18 protein-coding genes and 1 tRNA gene are annotated in these 19,805 nt (G+C 70.3%); 10 read left to right on the forward strand and 9 right to left on the reverse strand.

Features of this window, described 5'->3' with window-relative positions:
• Positions 1 to 12 precede the first annotated feature (12 nt).
• From EV668_RS02065 to EV668_RS02075, 3 genes are read left to right on the forward strand one after another with little or no spacing between them, the layout of a single operon-like run.
• On the forward strand, positions 13 to 873 hold the full coding sequence (locus tag EV668_RS02065) for a branched-chain amino acid ABC transporter permease (RefSeq protein WP_133768191.1): 861 nt from the start codon (positions 13 to 15) through the stop codon (positions 871 to 873).
• On the forward strand, positions 870 to 2,699 hold the full coding sequence (locus EV668_RS02070) for a branched-chain amino acid ABC transporter ATP-binding protein/permease (RefSeq protein ID WP_133768192.1): 1,830 nt from the start codon (positions 870 to 872) through the stop codon (positions 2,697 to 2,699). Before EV668_RS02065 ends, EV668_RS02070 begins: the two co-directional genes overlap by 4 nt.
• Entirely contained in the window at positions 2,680 to 3,447 is a 768-nt protein-coding gene (locus EV668_RS02075; RefSeq protein ID WP_208111469.1) for an ABC transporter ATP-binding protein, read from the forward strand. The genes EV668_RS02070 and EV668_RS02075 overlap by 20 nt, the downstream gene beginning before the upstream one ends.
• Before the next feature lie 7 nt (positions 3,448 to 3,454).
• Here the strand turns inward: EV668_RS02075 and EV668_RS02080 are convergent, their stop codons facing one another.
• Positions 3,455 to 4,711, reverse strand: coding sequence for a molybdopterin molybdotransferase MoeA (locus EV668_RS02080; protein ID WP_133768193.1), 1,257 nt, complete (start codon positions 4,709 to 4,711; stop codon positions 3,455 to 3,457).
• Positions 4,712 to 4,836: 125 nt separating this feature from the next.
• Between EV668_RS02080 and EV668_RS02085 the strand changes: the two genes are divergently transcribed.
• A complete protein-coding gene (locus EV668_RS02085) occupies positions 4,837 to 5,079 on the forward strand; it encodes a sulfurtransferase TusA family protein (protein ID WP_133768194.1) in 243 nt (80 codons plus the stop codon).
• A 37-nt stretch (positions 5,080 to 5,116) separates the two neighbouring features.
• Here EV668_RS02085 and EV668_RS02090 read toward each other — a convergent pair whose 3' ends face one another.
• From EV668_RS02090 to EV668_RS02100, 3 genes are all read right to left on the reverse strand, one after another.
• Positions 5,117 to 5,332 (reverse strand): hypothetical protein, encoded by a 216-nt coding sequence (locus EV668_RS02090; protein ID WP_133768195.1) that lies wholly within the window; start codon positions 5,330 to 5,332, stop codon positions 5,117 to 5,119.
• A gap of 51 nt (positions 5,333 to 5,383) precedes the next feature.
• Positions 5,384 to 5,468, reverse strand: a tRNA-Leu gene (locus tag EV668_RS02095).
• A 75-nt stretch (positions 5,469 to 5,543) separates the two neighbouring features.
• Positions 5,544 to 5,846 (reverse strand): FliM/FliN family flagellar motor switch protein, encoded by a 303-nt coding sequence (locus EV668_RS02100; protein WP_133768196.1) that lies wholly within the window; start codon positions 5,844 to 5,846, stop codon positions 5,544 to 5,546.
• Between the two features lie 62 nt (positions 5,847 to 5,908).
• On the opposite strand from EV668_RS02100, the gene lipB reads away from it, so the two are divergent.
• Positions 5,909 to 6,619, forward strand: a complete 711-nt coding sequence (gene lipB, locus EV668_RS02105; RefSeq protein ID WP_133768197.1) for a lipoyl(octanoyl) transferase LipB — start codon at positions 5,909 to 5,911, stop codon at positions 6,617 to 6,619.
• A 3-nt stretch (positions 6,620 to 6,622) separates the two neighbouring features.
• On the opposite strand, the gene EV668_RS02110 is transcribed toward lipB, so the two are convergent.
• Positions 6,623 to 7,309 (reverse strand): TetR/AcrR family transcriptional regulator, encoded by a 687-nt coding sequence (locus EV668_RS02110; RefSeq protein ID WP_133768198.1) that lies wholly within the window; start codon positions 7,307 to 7,309, stop codon positions 6,623 to 6,625.
• A 49-nt stretch (positions 7,310 to 7,358) separates the two neighbouring features.
• Here EV668_RS02110 and EV668_RS02115 point away from each other — a divergent pair, with 49 nt between their 5' ends.
• A complete protein-coding gene (locus EV668_RS02115) occupies positions 7,359 to 7,808 on the forward strand; it encodes a hypothetical protein (RefSeq protein WP_133768199.1) in 450 nt (149 codons plus the stop codon).
• 6 nt (positions 7,809 to 7,814) lie between these two features.
• Here the strand turns inward: EV668_RS02115 and EV668_RS02120 are convergent, their stop codons facing one another.
• Positions 7,815 to 8,927 carry an Mrp/NBP35 family ATP-binding protein gene (locus tag EV668_RS02120; protein ID WP_133768200.1) on the reverse strand — a complete coding sequence of 371 codons (1,113 nt, stop codon included), beginning with the start codon at positions 8,925 to 8,927 and terminating at the stop codon, positions 7,815 to 7,817.
• A gap of 229 nt (positions 8,928 to 9,156) precedes the next feature.
• Here EV668_RS02120 and EV668_RS02125 point away from each other — a divergent pair, with 229 nt between their 5' ends.
• Entirely contained in the window at positions 9,157 to 10,449 is a 1,293-nt protein-coding gene (locus EV668_RS02125) for a nicotinate phosphoribosyltransferase (RefSeq protein ID WP_133768201.1), read from the forward strand.
• A 182-nt stretch (positions 10,450 to 10,631) separates the two neighbouring features.
• Positions 10,632 to 11,399, forward strand: coding sequence for an N-acetylmuramoyl-L-alanine amidase (locus tag EV668_RS02130; RefSeq protein ID WP_166652310.1), 768 nt, complete (start codon positions 10,632 to 10,634; stop codon positions 11,397 to 11,399).
• An 85-nt stretch (positions 11,400 to 11,484) separates the two neighbouring features.
• Here EV668_RS02130 and EV668_RS02135 read toward each other — a convergent pair whose 3' ends face one another.
• On the reverse strand, positions 11,485 to 11,997 hold the full coding sequence (locus EV668_RS02135; protein WP_133768202.1) for a methylated-DNA--[protein]-cysteine S-methyltransferase: 513 nt from the start codon (positions 11,995 to 11,997) through the stop codon (positions 11,485 to 11,487).
• Between the two features lie 158 nt (positions 11,998 to 12,155).
• Here EV668_RS02135 and EV668_RS02140 point away from each other — a divergent pair, with 158 nt between their 5' ends.
• Both EV668_RS02140 and ligA read left to right on the forward strand, forming a co-directional pair.
• Positions 12,156 to 12,920, forward strand: coding sequence for a LamB/YcsF family protein (locus tag EV668_RS02140; protein WP_133768203.1), 765 nt, complete (start codon positions 12,156 to 12,158; stop codon positions 12,918 to 12,920).
• A 187-nt stretch (positions 12,921 to 13,107) separates the two neighbouring features.
• The gene (ligA, locus tag EV668_RS02145) at positions 13,108 to 15,351 is read left to right on the forward strand and encodes an NAD-dependent DNA ligase LigA (protein ID WP_133768204.1); all 2,244 of its coding nucleotides are present in this window, start codon (positions 13,108 to 13,110) and stop codon (positions 15,349 to 15,351) included.
• A gap of 263 nt (positions 15,352 to 15,614) precedes the next feature.
• Here ligA and EV668_RS02150 read toward each other — a convergent pair whose 3' ends face one another.
• Together EV668_RS02150 and EV668_RS02155 are read right to left on the reverse strand one after the other, a co-directional pair.
• The gene (locus tag EV668_RS02150; protein WP_133768205.1) at positions 15,615 to 16,862 is read right to left on the reverse strand and encodes a lytic murein transglycosylase; all 1,248 of its coding nucleotides are present in this window, start codon (positions 16,860 to 16,862) and stop codon (positions 15,615 to 15,617) included.
• 366 nt (positions 16,863 to 17,228) lie between these two features.
• Positions 17,229 to 19,523: a heavy metal translocating P-type ATPase gene (locus EV668_RS02155; protein ID WP_280960081.1), complete on the reverse strand. Its 2,295-nt coding sequence runs from the start codon at positions 19,521 to 19,523 to the stop codon at positions 17,229 to 17,231.
• Positions 19,524 to 19,805: the final 282 nt, after the last annotated feature.

Here is a 19,805-nt window from a genome sequence, read left to right on the forward strand (position 1 = left end):
GGGGGCGGGGCCATGCTCTATTCCATCCTGACCTCGGGGCTCGCGGTCGGCGCCGTCTATGCGCTGATCGGCGTGACCTACAACACGATGTTCTCGACCTCGCGCGTGATGAGCTTCACGGCGGGCCAGCTCGGGATGCTCGGCGGCGTGCTGGGCTCGCTCTTCACGCTCCGCCTTGGCATCCCGTGGCCGCTGGGCCTTCTCCTGACGCTCGCCTGCTGCGCGCTGATCGGCATCGTGACCGAGTTCGTGGCGGTCCGGCCCGTCCTCAAGAGCCTCGACCAGCACCTCTACGTGCTGTCGACCCTGGCCGTGGCGCTGATGATCCAGCAATTCACGGCCATCATGTGGAGCACCGAGCCGCAGCCCTTCCCGCGCCTTCTCGGCGGGATCGGGCAGGACCTGCTCGACGAGAAGTTCTGGCTCCCCGTCGTCACCTGCGCGGCCGTGATCGTCGGCCTCGAACTGCTCTACCGGCGCACCATCCTCGGCCACGCCTTCCTCGCCGTGGCCGAGGACAATTTCGCCGCCCGCGCCCTCGGCCTTCCCGAGCGGCAGTTGCGGGTGATGGCCTATGCGCTCGCCGGCGCGATCGGCGCCCTGGCTGGGTATTCGGGCGGCCAGCTGCTTCTCGCCTTCTTCGCCAACGGGCCGCATCTCAACTTCTACGGTTTCATCCCGGTCGCCCTCGGCGGACTCGGCAACAATCGCGGGGCCGTAGTGGGCGGGCTGGCGCTGGGTCTGTTCCAGCAGACGGCGAATTTCGTCGTCGGCGGCATCTTCGCCTCCGTCGCCGTCTTCACGATCTTCATCGTCGTGCTGCTGATCGCCCCTCAGGGTCTCCTCGGCTCGGCCACGGCGAGGCGGGTATGAGCGTGCGTCCCTCGGCCGAGGCCGACCCCGTGCTCGGCGCTGCCGAAGCCGCAGGAACGCCGAGCCGGACGGGCTGGCGCAAGGCCTGGCCCTTCCTCCTCATCCTCGCGATCACGGCGGCGGTGCCGCTGGCCGGGAACGATTACTGGACGCTGATCGCGACCCGGGCCGCGATCTATTGGGTGCTCGTGTCGGGCCTGAACCTCATCATCGGCTTCGCCGGGCAACTCGCCATCGGCTATGTCGCGCTGCTCCTCGTCGGCGCCTACACGACGAGCGTCCTCGCCTCGGGCAATCTCGGCTTCGCCCTGCCGAGCTTCGCGGCGCTCGGGGCCGCAGGCGCGTTCGGCGCCGTCGTGGGCGTGATCGTGGGCCTGCCCGCGCTCCGGCTGCGGACCTTCTATTTCGCCATCACGACGCTCGGCTTCGCGACGATCGTCACCCAGATCGCGCTCGCCTGGCAGGACGTCACGGGCGGCGGCGTCGGCATCGTCGGGCCGGAGATGCCGGCCCCGTTCGACAGCCGGATCGGGTTCTTCGTGCTCTGTCTCGCGGCAGCCTCGCTCTGCACCTGGATGACGCTGAACGTCGCGGCAAGCCGGCACGGGCGAGCGCTCGTCGCGGTGCGCGACGCGGATGTCGCGGCGGAGGCGGTCGGCATCTCGAAGCCGCGCCTCCTCGTCTCGATCTTCCTCTTCGCCGGTGCCGTCGCGGCGATCGCGGGCGGGCTCTTCGCCTCGCTGCAGACCTACATCACGCCCGACGCCTTCACCTTCGAGCTGTCGCTGCTGTTCTTCATCGCGGTGCTGATCGGGGGCAGGGGCTCCGTGCTCGGCCCGCTCCTCGGCACGATCATCCTGACGATCCTGCCGGAATTCGCCGCGCCGCTCGCCGCCTGGGCCGCCTTCCTCTATGCGGCGCTCCTGCTCGTGATCGTGCTGGTGGTCCCGGGCGGCATCGCCGACCTCCTCGACGTCGCGAGCCGCCGTCCGCTGCCGCCGGAGCGCGCCATCATGCCCCGTCCGGCGGCGCTCGCAACCCTGCTGGAGACGCCCGCCGGCAAGCCCGCATCGGAGCCGATGGTGCTCAAGGGCATCGAACTCAGCTTCGGCGCGCTGAAGGCCGTCGACGGGGTCGACCTCGTCATCGAACCGGGAACCGTGCACGGCCTGATCGGGCCGAACGGCAGCGGCAAGACGACGACCCTCAACGTCGTCTCCGGCTATTACCGGCCGCAGGCCGGATCGGCGCGGATCGGTGGCTGCGAACTCCTCGCCGAGCCGCCCGAGGCGCGCGCCCGGCTCGGCATCGCCCGCACCTTCCAGACGCCGCGGATCGTCGGCGAGGCCAGCGTCATCGAGAACGTGATGATCGGCGGCACCGTCCTCGGCCACGCGACGCTCGCGGAGGCGCTCCTCGCGCTGCCGCGCCACCGGGCGGACGAGGTCCGTCTGCGCGAGGATGCGCGGCTCGCCCTTCGCGCCGTGGGGCTCGAGGGGCTCGACGAGGTGCGAGCCAGCCGCCTCCAGCACAGCGAGCTCCGCTTCATGGAGATCGCCCGCGCGCTGATGGTCCGGCCGGCCTTCCTCCTCCTCGACGAGCCGGCGGCGGGTCTCTCCACGCAGGAGATCAAGCGCCTCGGAGCCCTGGTCAGCGACGTCGCCGCGCGCGGCACGGGCGTGCTCCTCGTCGAGCACCATGCCGATCTCATCTTCGACATCTGCCATCACGTGACCGTGCTCAATCTCGGCCAGGTGCTCGCGGCCGGGACGCCGGCCGAGATCCGCACGCACAAGGAGGTCGTCAGTGCCTATCTCGGCGCCTGAGGGGGCGGCGGCCCCCAGCCCCCTCCTCACGCTCCGGGGGATCGAGGCGGGCTACGGCAAGATCCGCGTGCTGCACGGCGTCGATCTCGTCATCGGCGCCGGCGAGGTGGTGACGCTCCTCGGCCCGAACGGGGCGGGCAAGACGACGCTGCTGCGCGCGATCTCCGGGCTGATTCCCCCGAGCGGGGGCGATGCGCGCTTCGCGGGCCGCTCCCTGGCGGGGCTCGGACCGCGCGAGGCGGTCAAGGCGGGCCTCGCCCATGTGATCGAGGGCCACCGCATCTTCACGGCGCAGACGGTCTACGACAACCTGCTCCTCGCGGCCTACGACGTTCCGCGCGCCGAGCGCGCCGCGCGGGTCGAGGAGGCGCTCGCCCATTTCCCCGAGATCGCGGAGAAGCGGCACGACAAGGGCGCGTCTCTCTCCGGCGGGCAGCAGCAGATGCTCGCCGTCGCGCAGGGCCTCGTGACGAGGCCGCGCCTCCTCATGCTCGACGAGCCCTCGGCCGGTCTCTCCCCCGTCCTCGTCGACCGGGTGCTCAACGTCGTGCGCCGGCTTCGCGAGGGCGGGACGGCGGTGCTGCTCGTCGAGCAATTGATCGAGAAGGCGCTCGCGGTCTCGGACCGGGTCTATGCGCTCGCCCAGGGGCGGATCGTGCTGGAAGCGCGGGCGGACGAGCCGAACCTGCCCCATCGGCTGGAGCGCGCCTATTTCGGCGAGGAGGCGTCCAGCGCCCTCCACGCGTGAGGCGGGGTCAGCCCTGCAGGGCGGCGTGGGGGTGGAAGCGCAGGAGGTCGCCCTCGCAGACCGACGTCGCGTCGTCGGGGATTTCGGCAAGGCCGTCGCTTCCGATCAGGGACGACATGAGCGCCGCGCCGTCGCGCGGGAAAGGCACGAGCTCGGCCTGGCCGTCGGCGCCGACACGGAGCGTGACCCGGACGAATTCGCGCCGCCCGCGTTTCTTGCGACGCGAGAAGGCCGCCCGGACCGGCAGCGAAAGCGGCGGCGCGCCATCGGCGCCGCCGAGCCGCGCGAGGAGCGGGGCGAGCAGCATCAGGCAGGTGACATAGGCCGCGACGGGATTGCCGGGCAGGCCGACGAAGGGCACGCCCGCGACCGTCCCCATCGCGACGGGCCGGCCGGGCTTGATCGCGAGGCGCCAGAGGTCGAGCCGTCCGATGCGCTCGACCGCGGCCTTGACGTGATCCTCCTCACCCACCGAGACGCCGCCCGAGGTGACGAGGAGATCGGCCTCGGCCGAGGCCGCCGAGAGGCGCTGCGCGACGAGGTCCGGATCGTCGCGCAGGATGCCGTGATCGCGGGTCTCCGCACCCAGCCGGCGGAGCAGCGCGATCAGCATGACGCGGTTGGAATCGTGGATCATGCCGGCGCCCAGCGGGCCGCCCGGCTCGGCGAGTTCGTCTCCCGTCGAGAACAGGGCGACGCGAAGCCGCCGCCGCACTGCGAGGCTCTGCAACCCGACCGCGGTCGCGAGGGCGAGGTGCTGCGGATGCAGGCGCTGCCCGGCACGCGCCACGACGTCGCCGGCCTCGATGTCCTCTCCCGCGCGCCGCCGATTGGCGCCGGGCGGAAGCCCCGACGGCAGGACGACGGCGTCGCCGTCCAGCCGGACGTCTTCCTGCATGAAGACCGTGTCGGCGAAAGGGGGCATCGGCGCGCCGGTGAAGATCCGCACCGCGACACCCTCGGCGGAGATGCCGCCCGCATTCTGGCCCGCCGCGACCCGCCCGCGCACGGGCAGCACCGTCTCGCCGCTGAGGGCGAGATCGGCATGGCGCACCGCATAGCCGTCGACGGCCGAATTGTCGGTCCTCGGCACGGACATGGCGGCGAGGATGTCGTCCGCAAGCACGCGGCCATCCGCATCGACGAGCGCGACCGTCTCGACGCCCGCCACCGGCGCGACGCGCTCCCGGATCAGCGCGACCGCTTCGTCGACCGTCAGGATCGGCGCCCCGACGGCGAAGCAATCGTCAGTCAGTTGCGCCATCGGTGATTCTCGAGAATCCGCGTCCACGTGCCGAGGGTGATAGGGCGGCACTGTCCGGCCTTATCGCCGTGCCGTCCAGCCCGCGCGGCTTGCCGAGCGCCGCGGGAGCGGGTTTAGGCAGCATCGTGAACGATCATCCCACCGCCCTTCGCCTCGATCTGCGAGGCCTGAAATGCCCGCTGCCGGCCCTGCGCACGCGCAAGGCGCTGCAGGCCGCCGCCCCCGGCACGGTGCTGCGCGTGGAATGCACCGACCCCCTGTCCCGGATCGACCTGCCTCATCTCGTGCGCGAGACCGGCGACGTGCTGGAGGGAATCGAGATGCAGGGGGAGGTCGCGGTCTTCATCATCCGCAGATCGGCCGCCTGACGCTGCGCCGGCGCGCAGCCGAAGGGGATACGCGCGCTCAGCATCGATCGGACAGCATCATCTGTCCCGCGATCGCGATGAGGAGGGCGGAGAGGACGCAGCCGAGAAAGAGGAGCCGCCGGCCGATTCGGCCGAGCGGGCGGATCCGGCCGATCGCGAACGCGACGGCGGCACCGATGACGACGGCGATCATCATCGCCGCCTCGTTCGCGCTCGCGGCGCAACCCATCGATCGAAGCCAAGTCGCCAGCATCACCGTCATCCGTGCGGTGCGCCTGTGCGGGATTTGTCGCTGCTAAGACTTTGGTGCGGCCAAGAGGACTCGAACCTCCACCCCTCTCGGGACTAGCACCTCAAGCTAGCGCGTCTACCAGTTCCGCCATGGCCGCATCGGACCGCCCCGCTCGGGGCCGTCCTGAGGTGCAGCGCGTCTAACAGATCGATTATGCGGCCACAAGCCTCGATCACGCGGCTTCTGACGGTTCCATGACGAAAGCGGCGCCCAGAGCGGAAATCCGTGCTCCCCGCTCGCGCGTCACCTGGGGGCGGCGGACGAGTTCCGTGACCTCGACGCGAATCGCGCCGCGATCGACCGTGACCCGGCCGCGCGCGACCGGCAGGTCGTTGGCGAGGATGTCGACGATGTCCTCCTCGGCGGCATCGAGCGCGATCACGGCCCCGCGGCCGAGGCGCAGGAACCGGTTCAGGGGCATGCGCGTGCGGCCCAGGACCACGGCGAGTTCGACTTCGAGGTCTTCGAGGGCCATATCGGGATCGTCCGGACCGTGCCGTCGGCACGCTCTCCATCTCCGCCCGACATGGTGAACCGTTGGTAAAGATCAGGGACGAACTCGGCTCCTCCTTCGCCGCCGTGCCGGGATCGCCTCCGGTGGAGTGGGTGCGGAGCGAGGGGCTCGTCGATTATGCCGAGGCGGTCGCGGAGATGGAGCGCCGCGTCGCGGCGATCGCAGCGGGGGAGGCGGGCGAGCGCGTCTGGCTGCTCGAACATCCGCCGCTCTACACGGCCGGCACCTCCGCCCGCCCCGACGACCTCGTCGAGCCGGCCCGGTTTCCCGTCTTCGCGACGGGGCGCGGCGGGCAATACACCTATCACGGGCCCGGCCAGCGGGTGGCCTATGTGATGCTCGACCTGCGCCGGCGGCGCGTCGATCTGCGCGCCTTCGTCGCCGCCCTCGAAGCCTGGCTCATCGGCACGCTCGACCGGTTCAACATCCGCGGCGAGCGGCGCGAGGACCGCGTCGGCGTCTGGGTGAGGCGACCGGATCAGGGCGAGGGCGTCGAGGACAAGATCGCCGCCCTCGGCATCCGGGTCCGGCATTCGGTGACGTTCCACGGGATCAGCCTGAACGTCGAGCCGGACCTCGCGCATTTCGGGGGCATCGTCCCCTGCGGCGTCCGCGGGCACGGCGTCACGAGCCTCGTCGATCTCGGCCTGCCGGTGACGCTGGACGATGCGGACATCGCCCTGCGCGCGGCCTTCGAGGAGGTCTTCGGGCCGACGCTGGCGACGGCGTCCTGACGCTCAGGCCTCGCGTCGCAGGGTCCGGAGATAGGAGGCGAGGGCCGACATCGCCGTCTCCTTCGGCGCCTCGCTCGGATGCCATTCCGGCAGATGGCCGTCGACATGCATGCGCGCGAGCCCGTAGCCGAAGGCCCTGGCCGACAGCACGATCTGATCGACCGAAATGTCGGTGCGCAGCTCGCCGCTTCGCCGGGCCGATTCCAGCAGGTCCGTCATGGTCAGCCGGATCGCCTCGTTCTGCTGGCGCAGGCGCGGCGAGGCCTGGAGGTCGACGAGCGCTCGCGAGCTGATGACCTGAAAATGAGTCGGGTTGTCGAAGGCCCAGCCGAGATAGGCGCGGCCCAGGGCCTCGAACCGGGCCATCGGCGCGAGGCTCGACGTCTCGGCGAGGGCCGCCTCGATCGACGCCGTCAGCCGCTCCATCGCCTGTTCCGCGACCGCGGCCATCAAGGCGGCCTTGTTCGGAAAGTGCCGGAACGGCGCTGCCGACGAAACGCCCGCCCGCCGGGCCGCCTCGCGCAGGGAAACCGCCTCGGTGCCGCGCTCCTCGATGAGCGAGATCGTCGCCTGAACGATCGCATCCACGAGATTGCCGTGATGATACGCGCGGGGCCGCGGCCTCGGCGATCCCGCGGGATCGCCGTCGTTGCGACGTCCTGTCTCTGCCACCGTCTTCTTCTCGCCCATTGCCTGTCCCGTCTCCTTATGTAATCAGTGATTACATAAGGAGATTTCCATGCGCCCTGCATTCGCCGTCGGCTGCCTCGCAATCCTCGTCGCTTCCGTTGCGCCGGCCTTTGCCGAGCCGCCCGCACGCCTGGAGGTTGTCTGGCCTAAGCCGGGTATGACGCTGACGATCGGGGATGACCGCACCGGCGTGGTCGGCGTCGTGGTCGCCAGCAATTTCGACCTGAAGCCGGCTGGCCAATGCGGCTCGAATCCGAGGTGCGGGCATCTGCACATGAAGATCGATCCGGAGGGGGATCGCTGCAATCAGCCGGGCCGCGCTTACAACAGCATGAACAGCGATTGGGGCGGCGATCTGATCAAGGCCCATTTCGGCTTTTGCGAGCAACCCGTCGGACGCCACGTGATCGGCGTTCTCCTCGCGGATGATCAGCATCGGCCCGTTCTCGTCGACGGCAAGCCCGTGACCGCGTTGGTGCCGGTCGACGTCCGGCGCTGAAACGCGTCACTCGATCACGATCCGGGGCGCTGGGCGGCTCACCGCGCCTCCGGTGATCCGCTCCCAGACGCGGTCGGCGATGGCGCGGTAGGAGGCGGCGTGCGGACCTTCGGGCGCCACGGCGACGACCGGACGGCCCGAATCCGAGGTCTCCCGGATCGCCATCTCGAGCGGCACCTCGCCGAGGAAGGGCACGCCGAGCTTCTCGGCCTCGGCCCGCGCGCCGCCATGGCCGAAGATATGCGAGACGTGCCCGCAGGCGGGGCAGGCGAAGGAGGCCATGTTCTCGACGATGCCGAGGATCGGCACCTCGACCTTGCGGAACATCGCGACGCCGCGGCGGGCGTCGATCAGGGCGAGGTCCTGCGGGGTCGAGACGATGACGGCGCCGGCGAGCGGCACGGCCTGCGCCATGGTGAGCTGGGCGTCGCCCGTCCCCGGCGGCATGTCGACGACGAGCGCGTCGAGCTCGCTCCAGGCGACCTCGCGCAGCATCTGGGTGATGGCCGACATCACCATCGGCCCGCGCCAGATCATCGCCGTCTCCTCCTCGACGAGGAAGCCGATCGACATCACCTGGACGCCGTAGCCGTCGAGCGGCTCGAGGATGCGGCCGGAGATGACGCGCGGCTTCTGTCCGCCGAGCCCGAAGAGCTTCGGGGCGGACGGGCCGTAGATGTCGGCATCGAGCAGCCCGACCGAGAGGCCGCGCGCCTTCAGCGCCAGGGCGAGGTTCACGGCCGTGGTCGACTTGCCGACGCCCCCCTTGCCCGAGGCGACCGCGAAGATGTGCTTCACGCCCGGAATGGACTGGGCGCGGGGCGGCCGCGGCATGCCGCCCGCCGGAGGAGGGGCGGGGCGGGCCGGAGCCGAGCCGGGCGCGCGCTCGGCGGTGAGGCTGACGAGGGCGGCCGAGACGCCGGGGACGAGCCGGATCGCGGCTTCCGCCGCCGCGCGGACGGGCTCGGCCGCGGCGGCTTCGGCAGGGTCGATCCCGATCGAGACCGTGACCCGGCCCGACGGGTCGACCACGACGGGCGAAAGCCGGCCGGATTCGGGCAGCGCCGTCGTTCCGAACCGCACTCCGGCCAGCGCCTTCAGGACATCTTCCGAATTCATCTGATCAGACCGCCTTCTTCAGGTCCGGTCCTACTCCATGGCGCCCCGAGCACCAATGGCGGCGCGCCGCCGGGGTGCGTCCGGAGCCGGCAGGCCTCGCCCGAAAGCCCGGCCGACCATGGCGCTCCGCGCTGCACCCATGCGCGGAGCGCCCGTGACGCGTGTGCGGAAATCGGGCACAACCGGGCATCGCGCCGCGTCCTGGCGCGGAACAGGGATGGAACACGCGATGGTCGACATCGCCACGCGGGTCTATAATCACGCCTGGAAGATCGACCCGATCGTCCGCTCGGTGATCGACACCGATTTCTACAAGCTTCTGATGGCGCAGACGATCTACCGTCGCCATCGCGACGCTGCCGTGACGTTCGGCGTCACCAACCGGACGACCCGCGTCCGCCTCGCCGACATCATCGATCCCGGCGAATTGCGCGAGCAGCTGGACCATGTGCGGACGCTCCGCCTCTCGCGCGGGGAATCCACCTGGCTGCGCGGCAACACCTTCTACGGTCGCCGCCAGATGTTCTCGTCGGACTTCATGGAATGGTTCGAGGAGTTCCGCTTCCCCGAATACGAGCTGACCCAGCGCGACGGGCAATACGAACTCACCTTCCATGGCCCCTGGATCGAGACCACCATGTGGGAGATCCCGGCGCTCTCGATCCTCAACGAGCTGCGCTCGCGCGGCGTCACGCGCGGCATGGGCAAGTTCGAGCTGCAGGTGCTCTACGCCCGCGCCATGACGCGGGTGTGGGAGAAGATCGAGCGGCTGCGGAAGCTGCCGGGCCTGCGCATCTCCGATTTCGGCACGCGGCGCCGGCATGGCTTCCTGTGGCAGGATTGGTGCGTGCAGGCCATGATCGAGGGGCTCGGCCCCGCCTTCTCCGGAACCTCGAACTGCCTCATCGCCATGCGCCGCGAGGTCGAGGCGATCGGCACCAACGCGCACGAGCTGCCGATGGTCTATACGGCGCTCGCCGACGGGGACGAGGCGCAGCGGCGTGCGCCCTACGAGGTGCTGGCCGACTGGCAACAGGACTACCAGGGCAACCTCCTCATCATCCTGCCCGACACCTACGGCACCACGAACTTCCTGAAACACGCCCCGGACTGGATCGCGGGATGGACCGGAATCCGCATCGATTCCGTCGATCCGATCGTCGGCGGAGAGCAGGCGATCCGCTGGTGGGAATCGCGTGGGCAGGATCCGAAGAACAAGCTCACCATCTTCTCGGACGGGCTCGACATCGATGTCATCGAGCGCCTGCATGCCCATTTCAACGGGCGCACCCGCATCAGCTACGGCTGGGGCACGCTCCTGACGAACGATTTCCGCGGCATGGCGCCGGATGGCCTGCTCGATCCGATCTCCGTCGTCTGCAAGGTCATCTCGGCCGACGGGCGCCCGGCCGTGAAACTCTCAGACAACCCGACCAAGGCGACGGGGCCGGCCGAGGAGGTCGATCATTATCGCCGGCTCTTCGAGGTTCAGGAGCAGGTTGCGCAACCGGTGCTTGTCTGAGCCGCGTCTCGGGGCGCCGGGCGGGCCGGCACCAGCTCGTTCCTGCCGCAGGATCTCCCTAGCCGATTGAGGGATCGCACCCTCAGCGTCTTTGCGCCTCCGCGTTGTGGGTTCTAGGCATTGACTCATCCTTGGGTTGATATAGCGTCAACTCCCGGTTGTTCTCGGCCGGGAGGATTGTCATGGCGGTTCCCAGCGCCTGGATGCCCAAGGCATCCATGCATCGCATCCACGTTCACTGGACGGCAGGCGGCTACGCGGCGAATGCGACGGACAAGCGGAGCTATCACATCCTGATCCAGGGGGATGGATCGCTGGTCCGGTGCGATACCTCGATCAAGGCCAACGAGGCGGGCTCCGGCATGAAGCCCGCGTCGCATACGAAGAACGCCAATACCGGTGCCATCGGCGTGTCGATGTGCTGCATGACGGGCGCGAAGGAAAGCCCGTTCAAACCGGGTGTCGCTCCCCTGAAGCGGGAGCAGTGGGACGCGATGATCGAGGTCGTCGCCGATCTTGCCCTGGCCTACCACATCCTCGTGACGCCGACCCGGATCCTGACCCATGCCGAGGTCGAGCCCAATCTTGGCATCCCCCAGGACAAGTGGGACATCACCCGATTGCCGTTCGATCCGAAGACCGTGGGCCACAAAGCCGTGGGCGACATGATGCGCAAGGCCGTCGCCGCGCGGCTGAGCCAGATCAAGGGCGCGGCTCCGCCTCCCGACATGCCGAGCGATCTGAAGCTGCCGCGGTTCAAGGTGCAAGGGGCTGCGCCGTCGACGTTGAACGTCCGGCGCTCTCCGGCCGGCGAGAAGGTCGGAGAGTTGCCGGAGGGCAGTGTCGTCGAGCGGCTGGCCATGCTGGGGAACTGGTCACAGGTGAGGACGTCGGCGGGTTTCGTCGGCTGGGTGTCGACGCCGTTCCTCGCGGCCGTCGCACCGTCCTGACATCACCTGTTCCGCGCGGACTCGACCGCCGGCTCCCGGCCTCAGCCCACCGGACGGCTTCTTCGCTGCGCGGGTGCCTCCCGGCTCATCCGCCGGGGGCAGGCTCGGGCGCGAGCGAGGCCTCGCGTTCGAATTCCAGTAGCCGGCGCTTCACCGCGATCCCGCCCGCGAAACCCGTCAGGGCGCCGGTCGAGCCGACGACCCGGTGGCAGGGCGCGATGATGGAGATCGGATTGCGGCCGTTCGCGGCGCCGACCGCGCGCACGGCCGCGGGCCTTCCGATCTGGCGGGCGATCTGCGCGTAGCTCCGCGTCTCGCCGAAGGGGATGGTGAGCAGCGCCTCCCAGACGTCCTTCTGGAAGGGAGTGCCCCGGAACGCGAGCGGCACGGTGAAGACCCGGAGCGTGCCGGCGAAATAGGCTCGAAGCTGCCGCTCGGTCTCGAGGAGGACGGGATGGCCCGGCTCATCCGCGAGCGGGCCGAGCGGCACGCGTGACGGCGGATCGTCCGGCCAGAGAATCGCGGCGAGGCCATCGTTACCCGCGACCAGCGTCAGCAGGCCGACCGGGGTGTCGAGCGAGGTCGAGGAGAGGGCCATGGGCGCTCCGCCCGGGTTGGAAGCGGCATCGCCGCGGGGCTCGCCCGGTGCTATTCACTCTGCCCGGTCCGTCAAGCTGCCCGAACGGCGTCGAGGGCGGATCGGGATGCCCGTCGCGGCCGCCGGGCTCGGAGCGACGGGGCGCCAAGGAGGACACCATGCGGGTCGATATCAATTGCGACATGGGCGAGAGCTATGGCCGTTGGAGCCTCGGCGACGATGCGGCGATGATGGACATCATCACCTCCGCCAATGTCGCCTGCGGCTTCCATGGCGGCGATCCGAACGTGATGGTGGAGACGGCGCGGCTCGCCAAGGAGAAGGGCGTCTCGATCGGCGCCCATCCGGGTTTCAACGATCTCTGGGGCTTCGGCCGGCGCGTAATCCGCGGCGACACGATGGAGGAGATCGAGCGCATGATCGCCTACCAGATCGGCGCCATGCAGGCCTGCGCCGCGCTCGCGGGGCACAAGGTGACCTACGTCAAGGCGCATGGAGCCCTCGGCAACCTCGTCAACGAGGAGATGGATTTCGCGAAGGCGCTGGGCCGCGCCATCAAGGGCGTCGACCCCTCGATGGGCTACATGACCCAGCCCGCCCGCCCGACGCAGCAGGTGGCGGAGGAGATGGGGTTGACGCCGATCGCCGAGATCTTCGCCGACAGGGCGTATGAGGACGACGGCCAGCTCGTGAACCGCAAGAAGCCGGGCGCGGTCCTGCACGACGCCGAGGAGGCGGCGAAGCGCGTCCTCGCGATGGTGCGCGATCAGGCCATCACGACCGCGAGCGGCAAGCGCATCCCGGCGACGATCGACACGATCTGCGTCCATGGCGACGGCGCGACGGCGGTCGCCATGGCCCGCCGCGTGCGCGCGGTGCTCGAGGCCGACGGGGTCGAGATCAAGCCCTTCGGTGCTGCGTGATGACGGACACTTGCGCTTCTTCCCTCCCCCTTGTGGGGAGGGCCGAGCGAAGGCGAAGCCTTCGACCGGGGTGGGGGTGGCCCCGCACACACCGTCGTGCCAACCGGCACCACCCCCACCCGGCTCGCGCTTTGCGCGAGTCCGCCCTCCCCACAAGGGGGAGGGACGGTGCTGGCGGCTTCCTTCGATGAACCCCAAAACCCTGCGCGAGACTGCCGTCGCCGACCTGGATCTAGACGGCGCGCGTGCCGAATACGATGCCCTCGCCGCCGAGCTGAAGCGGCACGATGCGCTCTATTACAATGAGGACGCGCCGGAGGTTTCGGACGCCGATTACGACGCCCTGCGTCGGCGCTACGAGGAGATCGAGGGTGCCTACCCGGATTTCGCGACCGCCGAGAGCCTGACCCGGACGGTCGGCGCGGAGCCGTCCGGGCGCTTCGCCAAGCGGCGACACGCGGTGCCGATGCTGTCGCTCGGCAAGGCCTATACGGACGAGGAGGTCGCCGAGTTCGACGCGCGTATCCGCCGCTTCCTGCGCCTGCCCGCCGACGCCCCGCTTGCCTTCACGGCCGAGCCCAAGGTCGACGGGCTCTCGCTGAGCCTGCGCTATGAGAACGGCGCCCTGGTCGCGGCGACCACGCGCGGCGACGGCCAGGAGGGCGAGGACGTCACGCCGAACGCCATGACGGTCTCGGACATCCCGCACGAGCTGACGGCCGAGGGCGTGCCGGCCGTCTTCGAGGTCCGGGGCGAAATCTATCTCACCCATGCCGATTTCGCGGCGATCAACGAGCGCCAGGTCGCGGCCGGCAAGCAGCCCATCGCCAATCCGCGCAACGGCGCGGCCGGCTCTCTGCGTCAGCTCGATGCCGAGGTCACGCGCTCGCGGCCGCTGAAGTTCTTTGCCTATGCCTGGGGCGAGGTCTCGGCCCTGCCGGCCAGGACGCAGCACGGCATGGTCCAAAAGCTCGCCGATTACGGGTTCCGCACGCCCGACCATATGCGGCTGTGCCACTCCGTCGACGAGATGCTGGAGCAGTATCGGCTGATCGGCGAGAAGCGGGCCGAGCTCGGCTACGACATCGACGGCGTCGTCTACAAGGTCGACGATCTCGCTTTGCAGGAGCGGCTCGGCTTCGTCTCGCGCGAGCCGCGCTGGGCCATCGCGCACAAATACTCGGCCGAGGTCGCGATCACCGAGATCGAGCAGATCGACATCCAGGTCGGGCGGACCGGCGCTCTGACGCCGGTCGCGAAGCTGAAGCCGGTGACGGTGGGGGGCGTCGTCGTGCGCAATGCGACGCTCCATAACGAGGATTTCATCAAGGGCATCGGGCCGGACGGCACGCAGCTCCGGGGCGGGACCGACATCCGCGTCGGCGACACGGTCACGATCCAGCGCGCCGGGGACGTCATCCCGCAGGTCCTCGAGGTGATGCTCGACAAGCGGCCGGCGGATTCGGCACCCTATGCCTTTCCGACAACCTGTCCGGCCTGCGGCTCCAATGCCGTGCGCGAGCACAATCCGCGCTCCGGCCGCGAGGACGTGGTGCGGCGCTGCACGGGCGGGCTGACCTGCCCCGCGCAACTCGTGGAGCGCCTGAAGCACTTCGTCTCGCGCAATGCCTTCGACATCGACGGGCTCGGCGGCACCTTCATCGAGGTGCTCTACGAGGCCGGTCTCGTCCGCTCGCCCGCCGACATCTTCACGCTGGGGGAGGGCGAGCGGAAGGCGAAGACGCGCGAGGCGATCGAGCGGCGCCGGAACGAGCTGATCGACCAGCGCTTCGCGGCCCAGAACAAGGTCCGTGCGACCAAGGCGAAGAAGGCCAAGGAGGCGGAGGAGGAGGCGAAGGTCGTCACGAACCTCCTTGCCGGGATCGAGGCGCGGCGCACGATCGGGCTCGACCGCTTCATCTTCGCGCTCGGCATCCGCCATGTCGGCGAGACCAATGCGCGCCTGCTCGCGCGCCATTTCGGATCGATCGAGGCCCTGCGCGACACGGCGATCCGGGCGGCTGGGGGCGACGAGGAGGCGAAGGCCGATTTCATCGCCATCGGGGGCCTCGGCGAGGTCGTGACGGAGGCGCTGATCGACGTCTTCCGCGAGGACCACAACCGCGACATGCTTGCGGCCCTGCTCGAACAGGTGACGCCGGAGCCCATGGAGGCCGTCGCGACGGCGAGCCCGGTCGCCGGCAAGACGGTCGTCTTCACCGGCACGCTCGAGCAGCTGACGCGCGATGAGGCGAAGGCCATGGCCGAACGCCTGGGTGCCAAGGTCTCGGGCTCGGTCTCCGCCAAGACCGACATCGTCGTCGCCGGCCCCGGTGCCGGCTCGAAGCTCAAGAAGGCGGCCGAACTCGGCCTGACGGTGATGGACGAAGCGGGCTGGATCGCGCTCGTCGGCGGAGGCGGGGAAGGCTGATCCCGCCGGTGTGAGCGGACGGGTTGATGCGGCGACCCCTCCCCGGAGGGGAGGGTCGAGTCGATGCGAAGCGTCGAGCCGGGGTGGGGATATCCCGGCCGGAGCGTCACCCCACCCCGGTCGGCTGTCGCCGACTCGCCCTCCCCTGAGGGGAGGGATCAGGCGCCTCTCCGAACATTCCCCGCTCATCCCGGCGAAAGCCGGGATCCAGTGCGGGGCCATGCTGGGCACCGGCTTTCGCCGGTGCGAGCGGGGACGCTTCGCTACCGCCCGCCGCGCAGGGCCTTCAGCACCGCGAAATCGGCATAGCCGTCGGTCACGAGGCCCGAGCGGGCCTGGAAGGCGCGGAGCGACTCCCGCGTCTGGACGCCATGGCGACCGTCAGCCTCGCCGCGGTAGAAGCCGAGCGTCGAGAGGCGCCGCTGCACTTCGACGCGTTCCGGATGGCTCAGCGATTTCGAGGGCCAGGCCCGCGTGAAGGCGCCGCCGCCGCCGATGCGGTTCGCAAGATGGCCGACGCCCATCGCGTAGGCGTCCGACGAGTTGTAGGTGCGGATCACCTCGAAATTCTCGCCGACGAGAAAGGTGGGCCCGCCGATCCCGGCCGGCAGGAACAGCGTCGCCTGTCCGGAGCGCGGCAGGCCGCGTCCGTCGCTGCGCTGGACGCCGAGCGAGGCCCAATCGGCATAGCCGCGCCGGATGGTGCGCAGGTCGAGGCCCCTCGGCAGGACGACCTCCGTCACCCAGGGTAGGCCCGGCTGCCAGCCTTTCTGGCGGAGGTAGTTGGCCGTCGAGGCGAGGGCGTCCGGGGCCGAGGTCCAGATGTTCGGATGGCCGTCGCCATCCTCGTCGACCGCATAGGCTGCGTAGCTCGACGGCATGAACTGCGTCTGGCCCATCGCGCCGGCCCAGGACCCCTTCATGCCGGCGGGCGTGACGTGCCCGGCCTGGATGATCCGGAGTGCCTGGATCAGCTCGTCCCGGAAGTAATCGCCGCGATAGCGGACATAGGCGAGGGTCGAGAGGGAGCGGATGACCGACATCCCGCCCGTATTGGCGCCGAAGCCGCTTTCCATGCCCCAAACGGCGAGGACGATCTCGCGCGGCACGCCATAGCGGCTCTCGACGCGGTCGAGCGTCGCGGAATAGGTCGCGGCGAGTTGCCGGGCGCGGGAGATGCGCGCCGCCGAGACGGCGTTGTTGACGTAGTCCCAGATCGGCTTCGAGAATTCCGATTGCCGCTTCGTCAGCGCGATCACCTTCGGGTCGGGCGTCACGCCCGACATCGCGGCTTCGAAGACGCGGCGGGAGATGCCGGCGCGCTGCGCGTCGGGCCAGAGGCCCGCGACGAAGGCTGAGAAATTGCCGTGGGCGGCCTGGGCCGGAGCGGGTTTCGTCCGCGAGGGCGGCGTCGGGTTCGCTGCCGCGAGGCTGCCCGTCGCGACGACGAGCAGCGCGGCGAGCGCCGAGCGGGCGATGAAGCGCCTGCGGGGCGGGTGGGAAGGCGACATGGCGGAGATCCGTCTTTCGCTGCTTGTCGGTCGGGTCGATGGCCGCTTTAGGGCAGCCGAATCGAGGCATCCCGCCAGCATAGCGAGCGAGGTTGACGCTCCGTTAAGGATGACGCGGGCGTGGCGTCGCAAGGCCAACCCTCCCCCCGCTTGCGGTGGGGAGGGCGGACTCGGGCGTGAGCCCGAGCCGGGTGGGGGGCGGTTCAGCCTGCCGGGAGGTTCGGTGATTTCGCGTCGACGCCCCCCACCCCGGTTCGCGCCTGGGGCGCGACTCGGCCCTCCCCATCGCAAGCGGGGGGAGGGTTGGCGCGCCGGAGATGCCCAGCTCCGCTCGTCCGAAAGGGCAGGACTGGGCCTTCGCCTTCCCTACCGAAGCGGCATTCGCCGCAGCCGCAGCGCGTTGCCGATCACGCTGACGCTCGACAGAGCCATGGCAAGCGCTGCGACCATCGGCGACAGCAGGATTCCGAGCCAGGGATAGAGCAGCCCCGCCGCGATCGGCACGCCCGCCGCGTTGTAGGCGAAGGCGAAGCCGAGATTCTGGCGGATGTTCCTCATCGTCGCGCGCGAGAGGGCTCGGGCCTCCGGCAGGCGGGCGAGGTCGCCGGAGGCGAGGGTGATGCCCGAACTCGCGATGGCGACGTCCGTGCCGGTGCCCATCGCGATGCCGATATCGGCCGCGGCGAGGGCGGGAGCGTCGTTGATCCCGTCGCCGGCCATGGCGACGACGCGCTTCCGGCTGCGGTAGCGCTGCACGACGGCCGCCTTGTCCTCCGGCAGCACCTCCGCCTCGATCACGTCGATGCCGAGCTGCCGGGCCACGGCCTCCGCCGTGGTGCGGTTGTCCCCCGTCACCATCACGATGGCGATGCCGTCGGCGCGGAGTGCGTCGAGGGCGGCGCGCGCGCTCGGCCGGATCGGATCGGCGATCCCGATCACGCCGGCCGGCTGCCCGTCGAGCGCGACGAGCACGGCGGTCGCACCCGTCATGCGGATCGCCTCGGCGGCCTCGGCAAGCGGCGCCGCCTCGATCCCCTGATCGGCGAAGTACAGCGCATTGCCGACGGCGACGCGCCTGCCCTCGACGAGGCCCGCGACGCCCTTGCCCGAGACGGCCGTGAAGTCCGCGACGGACGGGAGCGACGTGCCGCGCTCCGCCGCCGCCCGCACCATGGCATCGGCGAGCGGGTGTTCGCTCGCCCGCTCGACGGCGGCGGCGAGACGCAGGATCTCGTCCTCGCCGAGGCCGGGCTGGGCCGCGATCGCCGTGACGCTGGGGCGGCCCTCCGTGAGGGTGCCGGTCTTGTCGATGAGAAGGGTGTCGACGGCCTCCATCCGCTCGAGCGCCTCGGCGTCGCGGATGAGGATGCCGGACCGGGCGCCGCGCCCGACGCCGACCGTGATCGACATCGGCGTCGCGAGGCCGAGCGCGCAGGGGCAGGCGATGATCAGCACCGAGACCGCGGCGACCAGGGCGTGCGGCAGGCGCGGCTCGGGGCCGACCGCGAACCAGATGGCGAAGGCCGCGAGCGCGACCGCGATCACGGCGGGCACGAACCAGCCCGAGACCTGGTCGGCGAGGCGCTGCACCGGCGCCCGCGAGCGCTGGGCGTCCGAGACCATCTGCACGATGCGCGCGAGGACGGTGTCGGCGCCGACCCTCTCGGCACGGATGACGAGCCCGCCGGTCCCGTTGGTCGTGCCGCCGACGACCGCCGCGCCCTCTTCCTTCAGCACCGGTGCGGATTCGCCCGTCACCATGGATTCGTCGACGGAGGAGCGGCCCTCGATCACCGTGCCGTCGACCGGAACGGCCTCGCCCGGACGGACGCGGAGGCGGGCGCCGACGCCGATCTCGGCGAGCGGGACGTCGTGCTCGGCCCCGTCCTCGCCGATCAGGCGCGCGGTCTTCGGCGAGAGATCGAGCAGCGCGCGGATGGCACCGGAGGTGGCGTCGCGGGCGCGCAATTCCAGGATCTGACCGAGCAGGACGAGGACGGTGATCACCGCCGCAGCCTCGAAGAAGGTCGGAACGCCCCCATGCTCGCCCTGCATCGCGGCCGGGAACAGCCCCGGCGCGAGCGTCGCGGCGACGCTGTAGATCCAGGCCGCGAGCGTGCCGATCGCGATCAGCGTGAACATGTTGAAATGGCGGCTGACGAGCGAGCGCGCGCCCCGCTCGAGGAAGGGCCAGCCGGCCCAGAACACGACGGGCGTCGCGAGGACGAGCCCGATCCAGTTCATCCGCTGCTGGCCGATGCCGTGGAACAGGCCGAAGAGATGCCCCCCCATTTCGAGCACGAAGACGGGCAGGGTCAGGACGAGGCCGATCCGGAAGCGGCGCGTGAAGTCGATCAGTTCGTGGTTCGGGCCGGCTTCGGCCGTCACCATGGCGGGTTCGAGCGCCATGCCGCAGATCGGGCAGGAGCCGGGGCCCACCTGCCGCACCTCCGGATGCATCGGGCAGGTGAAGACGGTGCCTTCGGGCACCGCCTCGGCTGCCGCCTTCGCCTTGGCGGGGTCGAGATAGCGCTCGGGATCGGCCAGGAACTTCGTGCGGCACCCGGCCGAGCAGAAGAGATATTCCTGGCCCGCATGCTCGGCGCGATGCTTCGCGCTCGCCGGGTCGACGCTCATGCCGCAGACGGGATCGATCGCCATCACCGGGCCGGTATGATCGTGCTGCTGATGGCTACTGCAGCACGACGATGCGGCCTGGGCCGGCGGCGGCCCGGCCTCGCGGGCGTCGTGACGATGCGTGTGCCCCCCGCCGCAGCCGCAGGACGACTTGGCTCCAGGGGCCGGAACGGGAGCGTCTTCCGTTCGGCCGTGCCCGCCGCAACACGATCCTGCCTCGGGTGCCGCGGCCGGGTTGTTGGCCTGGTGATCGGACAAGGACGCCTCCATTCACGTCGGGGGACGGGCCGCCATGCCGACGACCGA

The sequence above is a fragment of the Enterovirga rhinocerotis genome, assembly GCF_004363955.1.
Lineage (GTDB): Bacteria > Pseudomonadota > Alphaproteobacteria > Rhizobiales > Beijerinckiaceae > Enterovirga > Enterovirga rhinocerotis.